This window comes from Xylanibacter caecicola (genome assembly GCF_013166515.1).
Classification (GTDB): Bacteria; Bacteroidota; Bacteroidia; order Bacteroidales; family Bacteroidaceae; genus Prevotella; species Prevotella caecicola.
On the sequence record NZ_JABKKJ010000002.1, the window covers coordinates 11,856 to 26,376 of the forward strand.

Here is a 14,521-nt window from a genome sequence, read left to right on the forward strand (position 1 = left end):
TTGTCACTCGGTCATTCCGGCACGTATATTATCTCTCCGTTGTCCAGTTCATAGGCAATGCCTACTTTCTTGCCCTTTGCCCCATTCTTTTTATCCTGGTTTTCTGACGGCGTGTAGCGGTTTATCTTTTGTCCCTCCTTTGTTATTATTTCCATGTTATCTTTGCCGGGATTTTTCACCATGGTGAAATCGTCCTGACTGAACATTTCCGTCATGTTATATCGCGTCACGAGCGCAACCATAAGGGCTACGGCAAAGACCATGGCAACGTCGAACAGGTTGCCGACAACGCTCATCGGGTCGTTGTCTTCCTCGGTTTTCAGTAAATTACGTCTCATTTGCTCTTCTGTTCGTTTATAAGTTCGGCTATAAAGTCCAGGTTTGTCATGTCCCGGAGATACCAGCGCTTTTTAACTTGCTGTGTTATGAAGCCCACCGCGCCGGAGAACAGTCCTACGACAGTCGTGGCAAATGCCACCTGCATGTTGTATGCCATTGAAGCGATGTCTCCGCTTGCCAGTCCCACCAGTGCCGGTCCCATAGGGATCAGCGTTCCCATAAGCCCCAGCATGGGTCCCATCTTTGTAAGTGTCTTCGACGTGTCGAGATCCTTGTCTGCCGTGATTTCAAAGCCGGCAAGCAGGCGTTGTACGTGTGCATGGCTTTCTTTTCTCTCCAATATCATGCGTATGTGCCTTACTACCGGTGATGTGTTGTTCTCGGGCAACCGTCCGGCTAAAGTCTCTATTTCGTCGGGTGTAAGCCCGTCGAGCAGGTCGTGCAGCATGGCACCGGTACGGCGAATTGACAGATACTGCCCGAAGAAACTGCCTATCAGCAGCAATGCCCTACCGAAAAGCATTATCAACAACACGATGACAGGAACCAGAAGTCCCGTCGATATCCAATAAAGAATGTCAGAAATATAGTTCATAGCTTTAATATTGATTTATGTTTGTTTATCGATTGTCTTTTTATTCTAAGTCTCCTTGCGGTCATTCCGGCAATTATCCCAATAGCCAGAAGTATCGCGAACCCACAGAAAGCGCTCCAGTCCACATCCCCTTCAGCCTCGACGGATGTCCTCCCGTTTACTGTCGCGATGACGCCGAGTATGGCTGTAAACGCATTCAGGAGGAACAACAGCTCCAACCGCAGTTCTTTTTCAGGGATTAATGTCCTCATCGCCCGCGAGCCTACCGGTATTGTTATTGCTATTATCATGCCGAGGCTCCATGCCACGAGCTTGAAGTCCGCGCCGGGCAATGAGAATATGGTGAATACCAGCAGACTGAACAACACGGGGAATATAAGTATGCCCGGAAACCAGCGGAGGGCACGGTACATCCGCAGCGTGCGCTTTTTTATGCCGCCTGCCGTAAGCATGTGGGCTGCCAGCATGCAGTATGCCATCTGTATGATCACCTCTATGCTGAGCACCACCGCTATGTCGAGCATCAGTCCGGTGTCGGCGAGCCAGTCCGCAATCTGTGTCCTCGACTGCTCTATGGCGTACTGCCACATCGTTCCTGTGAATATGCCGCACACGACAGCGGTCGTACATACGGAGCGGAACTTTCGTGCAGCCTGCTTGAGCATGAAGCTCAGGCAGACTGTCACCATAAGTATGATAACTACCGTTTCCATGTCTGTTTGCCATTGTTTCTTCTGCGTCGTTGCACTATCAGTATAAGTATGCCTGCAATGGCGACAACTGTTGCCACGGCAACGGCTGCACCGTTAACTGCGCCTGTCTTCTTTTCCGTTGCATCGTTCATTTCCTCTTTCTTCATCACAGTTCCCTTTTTGCCGTCGCCCATGTCGGCTTCGCGTATTTCCCTGATGTTCCTGTTGTACTGTTCGGCAGCGGCAGGGCTTGTCTTCGATGCGATGTATTGGCGCAGTTTGGCATTGTCGCACACAAAACCCGAGCACGACGGCTTGTACTTGTTTACCAGGTCCGTGTGCAGTCTGGCTATGTCCGCAACCTGTCCGGCACTTGCTTTCCACAGTCCCTTGCGTGCGCTTTCCAGCATGACGGCGGTGATTTCCTCCAGTGCGGCAGGATTGTTGCTCTCGAAATACTTCCGTACTCCTATGTCGAACTTGTCCTTTACATACACATTATATATATTGTCCCACATCTGTTTGTCCACGGCTTTCGGCTTCATGACGTTCCATCCGTAAGTGTTGCGCACCACCTCCGCAAATGTCTCGGCGCTGCTTGCCCCGCCTTTCATCCTTTCTTTTATATACTCCGGATTGAAAATCGTTGTGCGGCTCTCCACGCCTATAGCCTCCTTTACGTCCTGCATGCGTGCGTTGTTGCGGTTCCTGTAGTCGCTCAGATATGCGTCCGGATCCTTTCCGGTAACGTTGCGTACGGCAAGGTTCAGCCCTCCCATGAACTCATATACATGGTCAAGGCTCAGCGCTCCCCACGTGTTGCTTTGCCTTGGCTGCACCACGGCGTCGGTATTTGTCAGTGCCGCCTCAAGAACATGCTGCCTTGTCGCCTCCCAGTCCTTTTCACTACCGTAGAAAGCACCCATGTTGTTGAGATATACATCAGCTATCTCGCTCTCTTTCTCCCAGCGGTCGCCCGCCTGAACCATCCCGGTTATCCCCGTTCCGTAGTTACCGTTCACGCCTCCGAATACGCGGAATGTCGACATCTCGCGTGCTTCTTTCGGTGTCAGCCCTTTCGCTGTAAGAATCTTTTCAGCCTCCGTAACGCTTTGCGCCACAAGGTTGTCATATCTCTCATTGCCTGCCGCCGCTGCCATTTCCACGGCACGGTTGATGAGGAACAATCTCGACGCGGCAATGTCGCGCAACTGTCCGCTTGTTTGCACTACAACGTCTATGCGCGGACGCCCGAGCTGTTGCGACGGGATAAGGCGCAGATCTGTCACACGTCCGAAAGCGTCGCGCACCGGTTCCACGCCGAGCATGTACAGCACCTGTGCTATTGTGGCGCCTCCCGTCTCTATAAATTCGCTGCTCCACAGTGTATAGCTTACTTTGCGCGGCAGCGAGTCGTTGTGGTTTTTGCGGTACATGGCAATTGTGTTGTCGGCAAGTTGCCTGCCTTTTTCCCATGCCGCCTCGGTGGGAGTCTCTTCCGCGTTTATAGCAAAAAGGTTCCTTCCGGTAGGCAAAGTGTTCGGATTTACAATCGGATCGCCGCCGGCAGACGGTGGCGTGTATCCTCCGTTCAGCGCATTTATCATCGATGCAAGTTCCCGTTCGGGACTTTCCACGAGCGCTTTGCGGTATTTCCCGACGTTTTTCAGCGTGCGCTCCACCTCCATTATTGCCGTAGCCATGTCTATTTCATCCTTGCTGTATTTCTTTCGCGGCTTCATCATTGCCGCCATGCCGCCGGCATTCTTCTTTAGCATGCCGTTCCCTTTGCCCCTTTTCATGGCAGCCTCCATCTTCTTCAGCTGCTCTTTGCTTGCTCCCATCATTCTTGCCATGGCGAGCGCCTTGTCGGACGACATGCCTTTACCGCCTGTCGGCTTCATTCCTTTACCGCCCGTCGGCTTCATGCCTTTCATCTTTTTGTGAACCGTTCCCGTTTCCATTTCCTCAGCCATTGCCATCATTGCAGCCATGCCTTTCGGAGCGTTGCGCTCGGCATCTATTTCCCGTGCCTTTGCCAGCTGAGCCTCCGTAATGCCTGCCGTCTTGCAGATAAAGGCGTCCGTGGCAAGTGTCGGATTGGCAAGGAGCCTGCCCACAACAGCCTTTGCAGGCTCTATGTATGTGCGGTTGAACAACATGCGGTGCTTCTCTGTCTGCACGTTGGCACGTCCGCGCATCTTGTCGAGTGCGAGAAGACCGTACGCGATCGGTTCCGTTGCCATGGAATAGACACTCGATACAATCCGTTCCGCATCGTATGGAACACCTATTATATATAGTGCCCCTGTTATTTTCTCGGACGCAAGCTCCTCCCCGAAGTTCTCTATGCGCTGTATCTCATCCTCCGTATACGGCTTTCCGGCGATGCTGTCAAGCCCGAGGTCGCGGTGTATGCCTAACTGTAGCGTTATTTTCTTTACTGCCACGGCGGCTCGGGCAATAGCCTGCCTGTCTCCTTTGCCGCCGTTGGAGGGCAGAAGGTTGTTGTATATCTTTATGCTCTCGGTCAGTTTGCGGTATATTCCCCTCACGTTGCTTTCCATAAACGGAGGAGTTATGTGCGACTGGATGCCTGCGTATGAACGCCTCTTGGCTATCATGGCTTCGCCCACGTTGTTGATTGTATATATGTAGAAGTGGGGCAGAGAACCGACGAGTCTGTCCGACCAGTCGTTGCTGCTCAGCGCCACCTGCTTGCGCGGTGTGTATTCAAGGCTTCCGTGCGTTCCGAAGTGTATCATGGCATCGGCATTGAACCCGAAGCGTGCCCACAAGTATGATGCGATATATGTGTGGGGAGGCGCTGCGTCGGTGCCGTGGACAATCTTGAACGCGTTGTCTCCGCTGCCTGCCGCAGGCTGAGGCAACAGCACGATGTTGCCGAGACGAAGTCCGGATACGGCGAGACGGCCGTCTTCGCTTACCATGTATTTGCCCGGAAATTCTCCGTTGACTTTTATTACCTCATTATACATGTCGGGGCGCAGCGCCGTTTTCGTCCACTTGTCATATTGCTCTTTGCTTATCAGTTCCGGTTTCCCGTTCTTTATAAAGCGTCCCGATGCTCCCTCGGCGTAAGTATTGAAAACCGGACCGTGCTTTTGGAGCATCTTTCCCAGTTCTTCGGCGGTTTCCGGAAGCCCGTCCACGTTGTAGCCCTCACGCTTCATGCGTTTCAGAAGGTTGAACAACGACGGCACGACCTCCATGCCGCTTGCCGTCAGGGCGTTCTGTCCCGGACCCTTATAGTAGTATATCGCCACACGCTTCCGGCTGTTAGGCTTATGCTTTAATGCCACATAGTTGTTGACCGTCTGCACGAATGTCTCAAGGCGTTCGGGTATTGCGTATGTATGCTGCAAGCCCTCCCCGTCTTTGTAATTGCCGAATAATGCAAACGGGCGTATCGCCCCGTCTATCTCGGGAGTCACTATGCTCTGCGACATGAAACCGCCGCTCATTCCCATCTTGTCCGCTTCCCACTCTTCGGTGAGCCTGTTCACGTTAAGCGGTGAGAACAGCGGAATGTTGTTTGCCGTAAGAAAATCCACCATATAGTCGCCCATACGCCCGTGTGCCATGTTGATTACGGCGGCGGTATGTATGGAGTCTGCATGACCGTCATTTATGAACTTGCGCATCGAGCTTACGCAGTATACCATGTTGCCTGTCTCTTCAAGTCTTTTGACAAGGTCTGCAGGCTCACCCATCTGTCCTGTTACTATTATCTGCGGGGCACCGGCTTTTATAAGACGGTGCTTTTTCAGATAAGCATGATATTCGGATACCGAGTTGAAGAACACATCCTCCTCGTCCTTGTTCTCCATGTTGTAGTGATAAAGCAGTCCGCTTGCTTTCTCTATGGCAGCATCGGGCGCGTCGGCAAACAGCCTCTTCCCGTCAACGAACCTGCGTACATAGTTCAACAGACTACGGTAGTTCTTCCTTCCCCCGTTTTGCAGATATTCCTTCATCTCTTCCGCCTGTACGGAGTCTACCGACGTGATGTCGTTGTCCGGATTGGTGGCGGCTGTGGTAAGCACCGGAAGTCCGTTTCCGGCGGCATCCTTTATCAGCTCCCTCTGTTCGGCGGTTATGCGCAGTCCCATACCGTTGATGAAGACCATGTCGTAAGAGCCTATCTCGTCAAGATTATCGGTGTCAAGCTCGCTTATCTTTATGAATGAGTTTGTGTTTGCCTTTGATATCTGCCCGAGATTGATAATCTGGTAGTTTACGAATGCTATGCGTGTCGTTGACGCCCATTGGCTCCATGCCACGGCGAGAGCAAGCAGCACGGTTAATGCCGATACGGCTGCAACAGCCTTTTTCTTGTTTATTTTCAGTCTTGTCATAAGCTATTTGAATATTTTATCGATATCCACCGATATACCGGCGGCGAGTGTCGTGCCGGTTGTGGACGGTGAGTTGTTGTAATAATACGACGGTCTGTAGTTCAAGAGATTGTCCGCCGCCAGTGTGATATTGACGCCTTTGGCAATCCGTTGCGCAAGGCTCAGTTTCCACATTGCATATCCCGGATACCTCTGTCTCGATGTTTCCTCATACGATGACACGCTTGTATACTCGTCGGTGGTGACGCCTGACAGGAACCTTCCGCTCAGAGTGATGCAGAAGCCGTAGCTTTTCCATTGCCGGTCGTACTCTATCCGTGCCGTCGCCGTGTGCGGACGGGTGCTCGATGTAAGCGGTTCGCCTGCCTTTATGTGTTCGTGTGTGTAGGCGTATGATGCGCTTGCACCGAATCCGCAAGGATATTTCACCTGTGCGTTGACGTCGAAACCGGATATCTTCAACGGCGCCATGTTTACGTATTGCATGCCGTTGAGCGCCTTGTTCCATGCCGTTGTGATGCGGTTGTCCACCTTATTATAATATCCTGTCACGGTTACGCTGCACCGTCCCTTTATGTATTCTGCCAAGAGTGAGAAGTTGTGGCTTCTTTCCGGTTTAAGGTTTTCGTTGCCGTAAATCATGAATATGCTTGCCATGTCGAAACTCATGTACATCTCTTTGAGTGTAGGTGCGCGGAAACCGCCCGAGTATGAACCCCGTAACGAGCAGTTGCCGACCTTGTACATCATGCCGAGCTTGGACGACAAGTTGTTTGCCCGTGCCTCCGAATAGTAATCGTAGCGCAGTCCGGCTATAGCGCTCAGCTTGTCGGTGACATGCAAGTCCGCCTGTGCGAAAGCGTCGCAGGTGTACTGCCGCTTGCTGCCGTTGTTCTCAAACTGGTATGACATGAGATAGTCGCGCATGTAGTCTCCGCCTACGGTAAGCACGTTTTTCCTACCTGTCTTGTGATTGTAGAGCGCCCGCAGACTGTTCTGCACGTTGCTGTAGTCGCGTATGTCGTTGCGGCTTGACGTTATAAGGTCGCTTTTGTCATACTGGTCGAAAGAGTACGCCACCTCTATGTCGTCCTTTCCGCCGGCAAACGAATATCTTCCCTTTATGCCGCCGCTGAAACTGCGGTAACGGTTTCTGGTGTCGGCAGACTTGTCGCGTTCGCGAAAATAATATCCTGCACGTCCCGTAAAGTTCAGTCTGTCGGTCGCGTTGAACGTAAGCCGTTCCTTTATATTCCATGTCTTGCTTCCGAAAACGGTGGAGTAGTCGCCGTCGCGACCAAGGTCTATGGCGTCCGCGTGTGTGTGCTGTATGTTCGTAAGGCTGTTGAACTTGCCTGACTTGAAACTGAACGAACCGCCGTATCTCTGATTGTTGTGCGCCCCTATGCGTGCGTTCAGGTTGGCTGTCCACGGCTCCGTGGCATCGCGTGTTATCACATTCACCACTCCGCCGACGGCGTTCGAACCGTATAGTGACGATGCCGCCCCTTTGACAATCTCTATCCTTTCTACATTGTCCATGTTAAGTCGGTTGTAGTCTATGTTGTCGAGGGTCTCGCCCGCTATCCTCTCGCCGTCCTGGAGAAACAATACCGAGTTGCCGCCGAAGCCCTGCATGTTTAGTGTAACCTGCTGGTCCATTGCGTATGAGAACTCTATGCCGGGTATTTCTGCCTGTAGCAGTTCGCCGATGTGGGTTGCATCGGTCTTCTTTATGCGGTCGGCGGAAATGACCTTCGTCACTATCGGCGCGTCTTTCAGCAGCTTTGGTGTCCTTGTCCCGGTGATTACGACGGTCTGTAGTCCTGTCTCGTCCTCGTTTAACGCCAAGTCAAGCCGGTTTGTCTTTATCGAAGGCTTGCCCGTGCGTGGTATGTATCCGATGTACGATACTTGCAGTGTGGGGTCTTCACCTGCCGGTATCACTAATGTATAATGTCCTTTTGTGTCGGTGGTTGTTCCCGTGTGCGGTCTGTGTTTCAGCGAAACCGACGCGCCGATGAGCGGTGTTCCTCTCCCGTCGGTAACGGTTCCGTTTACCGTCCTTTGGGCGGAAACGGCAGAGGCGGTCATGACAAGGAGCGCAATGAATACCTTTCTTAATATAGTCTGCATGTCTTTTCGCTTTTTATCATGGATTGTTCATTATTAGTATGCCTTGTTCCGCCTGCGGATATATGTAATAATCGATGGTCATGTGACCTTTTATGCCTGCCGGATTCATAAAGTCCGACAATTTAAGACCAATGTGCCTGCCGTCTTTCAGCTTTACTATATATACCCTCCCGGACAGTGTGTAGGCAGGCGGCATGTTGCTTGTGTCCACATCAAGCCACCTCGACAACACCTCGTTGTAGTATGACGACGCATACAGGATGTTGCCGTCCATCATTCCCGACATGTCCGTTGCAATGCGGTCGGTGGTGTATACGTCTTCCGCAAACACCGCTCCTGCTGGCAGCGGCTTGCCCAAGACGTTTTCATCCGTTTCGCATACCGACGCTCCGTTTGTCTTCGTGTCGTAGCGGTGCACGGCAATGTCCCATTCCGCGGGCGCTGCGTCGGTGCTGTCTTCTCCTATTTCGGTGGTGTGGCACACCTTGTTGCGGAAGTCGATATAGGTCCACTTCTTGTAGTCCGTGGCGTCGATGCACACTTTACCCGATGCCGTGGCGTCGCCTGACGGCAGGAAACCGTATCCGTCTGGCGTGCTTTCTTGAGGAATATCGTATATATCGTCCAACATACCGTTGCATGATGAGAGTGACAATAATGCCACTCCCGTCAATAACGCTGTAAATATAGATTTTCGTTTCATGCCGTTTCCTTGCTTAGTTGGATGCCGACGCACTTGCAGGAGACCACGTTATTGTGAGACCGCCCATGACCGACGGAACGCTGAATACAAACTCCGGTGAGTTCTTCTCACTGTCGATACTTGCTTTCAATGTGCATGGATATTCCTTCTTGCTCTCTTCGGACATGCCCATTAAGCAGCTTCCCGCACCCTCTATGGTATATATGTCTCCGTTCATGGTCACTGTCGCATCATTTATGGTGAATGTTCCCCATGTGTCCGAAGTGTATGATATGTTCACCTTCCCGTTGTCCGCCACCTTGACCGTCACCGTCTGGTTCTCGCTTGTCATGCCTTGCGGAAAGTATTGTGCCACGGCTTTTGCCATGCCTTCATAGCTTCCTGTCACCATAACGTTTGCGGGCGCGTCGCCTTCGATGAAATCAACGGTCATGCCACCCATCACCGCCGGTACTGTAAACCTGAATGTGCTTCCCGATGCGCTTACTTCCGCACTCAGACTACATTCGTAACTCTTTCCGGTTCCGTTCATGCCCATTATCGTTGTGCCTGTGCCTTCGACCTTATATGTCGCCCCGTTCTTGGACACGGTGGCATTCTTTATTTCAAATGTGCCGAATGTCTCGGATACGTAGCCGATGTTTACCTTGTTGTCTCCTTCACGTGTGATTTCCAGTTTTTCGCCTGTTGCATACATGCCGTCGGGGAAATACTGTGCGGTGGATTTTGTGTATCCGTTATAGACCTTTGCTATTTCCTTGCCATAGTTCATGTCTTCACTGTTTTCATCGTTGCTGCATGACATCATGCACAGGGTCATGACAGCCAGCATAAAGATACTTTTCAATTTCATGATTTAAATGTTTGTTGTTGTTCTGATGTTTGTTTGTAAATTGCAGGATGCAAAGTTATAAGTGCGGCAGTTCATCTGCAATACTTAAAATTTGGTAAAATAAATTTGTATTACATGAATGAAAAATACTTACAAATAACCATCACGACAGCCGGATGTCCACGGTTTTCAATGCCTCTTGTCATAATTTTCAGGTAAAAAAGCCTTGTTCATATACCAAGTTGTAACATGTTGATTATCCGTATGTTACGTATTGCTTTCCAAGAGGTGCCCTTTTGCATTCTGAAAGACGGCGTTTTAGCGTCCAAGAGGTGCCCTTTTAGAACGCAAAAGGGCACCTCTTGAAAAACGGGGGATAATTCATGGTTTCAAGCAAGGTTATGTTGTGATGTGGCAGAGGTTATATCCGGTCTTATAAATAAAGGTATTAAATGTTCGGCAATCTCGTGAAAAAGAATTAATTTTGTGGCGATTAATATTAAAAAATATAACGATGAAACCAACTCTTATATTACTGGCTGCCGGCATGGGCAGCCGTTACGGCGGTTTGAAGCAGCTTGACGGACTGGGACCTAATGGTGAGACGATAATGGACTATTCCATCTATGATGCCATAAAGGCGGGTTTCGGCAAGATTGTATTCATTATCCGCAAGGACTTTGAAGAAGACTTCCGCATCAAAGTGCTTGACAAATATGAGGGACATGTGCCTCTTGAACTGTGTTTCCAAAGCCTTGATGCGCTTCCGGAGGGCTTCAGCTGTCCCGAAGGACGTGTAAAGCCGTGGGGCACCAACCATGCAGTGCTTATGGCAAAGGACGTGGTGAACGAACCGTTCTGTGTGATAAACTGCGATGACTTCTACAACCGCGACGCCTTTATGGCGATAGGTAAGTTTCTTGCTGAACTTCCCGAAGGAAGTACAAACAGATATGCCATGGTGGGTTTCCGCGTGGGTAATACACTTTCTGACAACGGAACAGTGGCGCGCGGTATATGTTCTACGGACGAGGACGGAAACCTTACCACCGTGGTTGAGCGCACGGAGATAATGAGAGTGGACGGAAAGGTGTCGTACAAGGACGAGAACGGCGAGTGGGTAGCAGTGGAAGACAACACGCCGGTGTCGATGAACGTATGGGGATTTACGCCTGATTACTTTGCACATAGCGAAGCATATTTCAAGGAATTCTTGTCTGCTCCGGAGACAAAGACAAACTTTAAGGCGGAGTTCTTTATCCCGCTTATGGTAAACAAACTGATAAACGAGAAGACGGCAACCGTGAAAGTGCTTGACACTACAAGCAAATGGTTCGGCGTTACGTATGCTGCCGACCGTCAGGGCGTGGTAGACCGTATCAGCGCACTTGTGGCAGAGGGCGTTTATCCGGAACGTTTGTTTTAACGGCAGATGCCTACGAAGGTTTTTTGCATGTATTTTTAAGTGAACAATATAAATGTGGCAGGGGCTTGCGGACCGGTGTCTACAAGTCCCTGTTGTGTGTGATGAATATATAGTACGAACGATGAACATTAATATACTGACCGATTTTGAGGTGGAACAGTTTTGCCGTATCGTCGATGCATCCGACAAGATTGTTATCTGCTGTCATCAAAATCCAGACGGCGACGCCCTCGGTTCAAGTCTCGGAATGGCTGAATATCTGCGCACAATGGGCAAGGAACCGCTCGTGGTCGTGCCGGATGCCTTTCCGGATTTTCTACAGTGGATGCCGGGAACAGAGCGTGTTGTCCGCTACGACAAGTACAAGGAACGAGTGGACGCGGTTTTGGCAGAGGCTGATCTTGTGATGTGCCTGGACTTCAATACACCCGGGCGCACGGATAAAATGGCGGATGCTCTTGTGGCATCGCCGGCAAGCAAGATACTCATCGACCATCATCTCGATCCCGACATAGATGTGGAGATGAAGATTTCGCAGCCGGAGGCAAGCAGCACATGCGAACTGGTGTTCAGGCTGATATGGCAGATAGGCGACTTCGAGAGCGTGACAAGAAAATGTGCCGTGCCCCTTTATTGCGGAATGATGACGGATACGGGCGGCTTTACGTACAACTCCACGCGTCCGGAAATATTCTTCATCATCAGTCAGTTGCTGACAAAGGGCATCAACAAGGACAAGATTTACCGCAATGTCTACAACAATTACAGCGAGTGGCGCATGCGCCTGATGGGGCATGTGTTGTACAACCGTCTTGTGGTAATGCCTGAGCAACATGCCTCTTACTTTATCCTTACACGCCGTGATCTCAAAAAATTCCATTATGTAAAGGGGGATGCCGAGGGATTGGTGAACATGCCTTTGCAGATAAAGGGCATGCGTCTGAGCATCTCTTTGCGCGAGGATACCGAGCGCGACAACCTTGTATGGGTGAGCCTTCGCTCTGTTGACGACTTCCCGTGCAACCGCATGGCGGAGAGATATTTCAACGGCGGAGGGCATCTCAATGCCTCCGGCGGACGGCTTACGTGCACCATCGAAGAGGCGGAGAAAAGAGTGAGGGAAGCCATTTGCAACTTCCGTCCTTGATGTCCGTATCGTGGCGTATGGGTTAAAGTAGCATAATATATGGTGTGTTGTTTGTCGTAATTGGCATGTTTTTTGTAAATTTGCCGTTATAATTGTATTATCAGATATAATATATGAATAAAATAACTTATGTGTTCATGGCGTTCTTTGCCATGATTCTTGCGGCTGCGTGCGATGATACGGAGACGTATGCAGAACAGAAAGACAGGGAGCGTGCTGCCATACAGGAGTATATAAGAGACTCGTCGGTAACGGTGATATCGGAAGAGCAGTTCTTTGCTCAGGACACCACTACCAATCTGGAGCGCAACGAATATGTCTTGCTTAACCGTTCTGGAGTGTACATGCAGATTATACGCAAGGGATGCGGTGAACGCATCAAGCCGGGAGAGACCACTACGGTGCTCTGCCGTTTCAAGGAATGGAACCTGTTGACGGACTCTCTGCAGCTTACCAACGAGGTAATGTCGTTTGCCCACATGGTGGACAAAATGAATGTGACGAACACCAGCGGTTCGTTCTCGGCGTCGTTCTTAAGCGGACAGAGCGTTATGGCAAGCTTTTACAACAGCACTTCGGTACCTTCGGGCTGGTTGGCTCCGCTGAGCTACATAAAGGTGGGGCGGCAGTCATCTCCCGATGAAGAGATTGCCAAGGTCAAGATTATAGTGCCTCACACGCAGGGACACCGGTATGCGTCGTCCGGCGTATATCCTTGTCTTTATGAATTAACTTACGAAAGAGGAAGATAATGACACTTATAAAGTCTATTTCAGGCATTCGCGGAACTATCGGTGGGTGCACGGGCGACACGCTCAATCCGTTGGATATAGTGAAGTTTGTAACGGCATATGCCACATTTATCCGTCGCAGCACCCGTAATGGGGCAACGGGCAGGATTGTTGTCGGTCGCGATGCCCGCATATCGGGCAGGATGGTGGATAGTGTGGTGTGCGGAACGCTCATGGGTATGGGCTATGATGTCGTCAACATCGGGCTTGCCTCAACTCCTACGACGGAGCTTGCCGTGAGCATGGCAGGTGCCGATGGCGGCATAATAATCACTGCAAGCCATAATCCGAGACAGTGGAATGCCTTGAAACTTCTTAACCGTTACGGTGAGTTCCTTAACAAGGAAGAGGGCAATGAGGTGCTTGCCATTGCGGAAAAGGAGGATTTTGAATATGCCGATGTGGACAGCCTCGGGCATTATATAGAGGATAATACATATAACAAGAAGCATATTGACTCGGTACTTGCTTTGAAACTGGTAGACGTTGAGGCTGTCAGGAACGCACGTTTCAAGGTGTGTGCGGATACGATCAACAGTGTGGGCGGCATCATATTGCCGCAGCTTTTTGAGGCATTGGGCGTTGAATACGAGATCTTGAACGGTGAGCCGAACGGTGACTTCGCGCATAATCCGGAGCCGTTGGAGAAGAACCTCGGTGGAATAATGGGCAAGATGAAGTCCGGCGGATTTGATCTTGGCATCGTGGTAGACCCGGATGTGGACCGTCTGGCGTTCATCTGTGAGGACGGAACAATGTTCGGAGAGGAATATACGCTTGTTTCCGTTGCCGATTATGTGCTGGAACACACTCCCGGAAATACTGTTTCGAACCTCAGTTCCACGCGTGCGTTGCGCGATGTGACCGTCGGTCGTGGCGGAAGCTATGCCGCATCGGCTGTGGGAGAGGTTAATGTAACGACCAAGATGAAGGAGACCGGTGCAGTGATAGGCGGTGAAGGAAACGGCGGCGTGATTTATCCTGAAAGTCATTACGGTCGCGATGCCCTTGTGGGTATTGCCCTGTTCCTGTCTTCTTTGGCTCATAAGAAGTGTAAGGTGAGCGAGTTGCGGGCATCTTATCCGAACTATTTCATTGCAAAGAACCGTATAGATCTTACTCCCTCAACCGATGTGCCGGCAATCTTGCGTAAGGTTAAGGAGATGTACAAAGATGCCGATGTAAACGATATAGACGGTGTAAAAATAGACTTCAGTGACTGTTGGGTGCACCTCAGGGCATCAAATACGGAACCTATTATACGTGTTTACAGTGAGGCTCCGACCATGGAAGAGGCTGATGCACTGGGCAAAAAGCTGATGCAGGTGGTACTCGACATGCAATGATATAATAAAAAGATAAAGGGAGATAAGAGAAGATAAAGGAAGATAAAAGACAAATGCCGACTGCTTGTTTCAAAGCTATTGTCCTTTATCTCCCGTGGCTTTAGCCACATATCTTCCTCTTATCTCCCTTTATCT

11 protein-coding genes are annotated in these 14,521 nt (G+C 50.5%); 4 read left to right on the forward strand and 7 right to left on the reverse strand.

Going from position 1 to position 14,521, the window contains the following annotated elements; all coding sequences use genetic code 11:
- Positions 1–11 precede the first annotated feature (11 nt).
- Genes HPS54_RS01790 through HPS54_RS01820 form a run of 7 tightly spaced genes read right to left on the reverse strand, consistent with a single transcriptional unit; the run spans position 12 to position 9,697 of the window.
- Entirely contained in the window at positions 12–338 is a 327-nt protein-coding gene (locus HPS54_RS01790) for a DUF2149 domain-containing protein (protein WP_172343764.1), read from the reverse strand.
- Positions 335–934, reverse strand: coding sequence for a MotA/TolQ/ExbB proton channel family protein (locus HPS54_RS01795; RefSeq protein ID WP_172343765.1), 600 nt, complete (start codon positions 932–934; stop codon positions 335–337). Before HPS54_RS01795 ends, HPS54_RS01790 begins: the two co-directional genes overlap by 4 nt.
- A complete protein-coding gene (locus tag HPS54_RS01800) occupies positions 931–1,647 on the reverse strand; it encodes a hypothetical protein (protein WP_172343766.1) in 717 nt (238 codons plus the stop codon). Before HPS54_RS01800 ends, HPS54_RS01795 begins: the two co-directional genes overlap by 4 nt.
- Positions 1,635–5,990, reverse strand: a complete 4,356-nt coding sequence (locus tag HPS54_RS01805; protein ID WP_420907306.1) for a cobaltochelatase subunit CobN — start codon at positions 5,988–5,990, stop codon at positions 1,635–1,637. The genes HPS54_RS01800 and HPS54_RS01805 overlap by 13 nt, the downstream gene beginning before the upstream one ends.
- A gap of 18 nt (positions 5,991–6,008) precedes the next feature.
- Positions 6,009–8,141 carry a TonB-dependent receptor gene (locus tag HPS54_RS01810; RefSeq protein ID WP_172343769.1) on the reverse strand — a complete coding sequence of 711 codons (2,133 nt, stop codon included), beginning with the start codon at positions 8,139–8,141 and terminating at the stop codon, positions 6,009–6,011.
- Between the two features lie 16 nt (positions 8,142–8,157).
- Complete coding sequence (locus HPS54_RS01815) at positions 8,158–8,844, reverse strand: HmuY family protein (protein WP_172343771.1); 687 nt, start codon at positions 8,842–8,844, stop codon at positions 8,158–8,160.
- Between the two features lie 13 nt (positions 8,845–8,857).
- Positions 8,858–9,697, reverse strand: coding sequence for a calycin-like domain-containing protein (locus tag HPS54_RS01820; protein WP_172343772.1), 840 nt, complete (start codon positions 9,695–9,697; stop codon positions 8,858–8,860).
- Between the two features lie 493 nt (positions 9,698–10,190).
- Here HPS54_RS01820 and HPS54_RS01825 point away from each other — a divergent pair, with 493 nt between their 5' ends.
- The 4 genes from HPS54_RS01825 (at position 10,191) to glmM (ending at position 14,386) form a co-directional block, all read left to right on the forward strand.
- Positions 10,191–11,102: a glycosyltransferase family protein gene (locus HPS54_RS01825; RefSeq protein WP_172343773.1), complete on the forward strand. Its 912-nt coding sequence runs from the start codon at positions 10,191–10,193 to the stop codon at positions 11,100–11,102.
- A gap of 121 nt (positions 11,103–11,223) precedes the next feature.
- Positions 11,224–12,249, forward strand: coding sequence for a DHH family phosphoesterase (locus HPS54_RS01830; protein ID WP_172343774.1), 1,026 nt, complete (start codon positions 11,224–11,226; stop codon positions 12,247–12,249).
- 113 nt (positions 12,250–12,362) lie between these two features.
- A complete protein-coding gene (locus HPS54_RS01835; protein WP_172343775.1) occupies positions 12,363–13,001 on the forward strand; it encodes a BamK family beta-barrel-assembly machinery protein in 639 nt (212 codons plus the stop codon).
- Positions 13,001–14,386 carry a phosphoglucosamine mutase gene (gene glmM, locus HPS54_RS01840; RefSeq protein ID WP_172343776.1) on the forward strand — a complete coding sequence of 462 codons (1,386 nt, stop codon included), beginning with the start codon at positions 13,001–13,003 and terminating at the stop codon, positions 14,384–14,386. The genes HPS54_RS01835 and glmM overlap by 1 nt, the downstream gene beginning before the upstream one ends.
- The last annotated feature ends 135 nt before the right edge of the window (positions 14,387–14,521 follow it).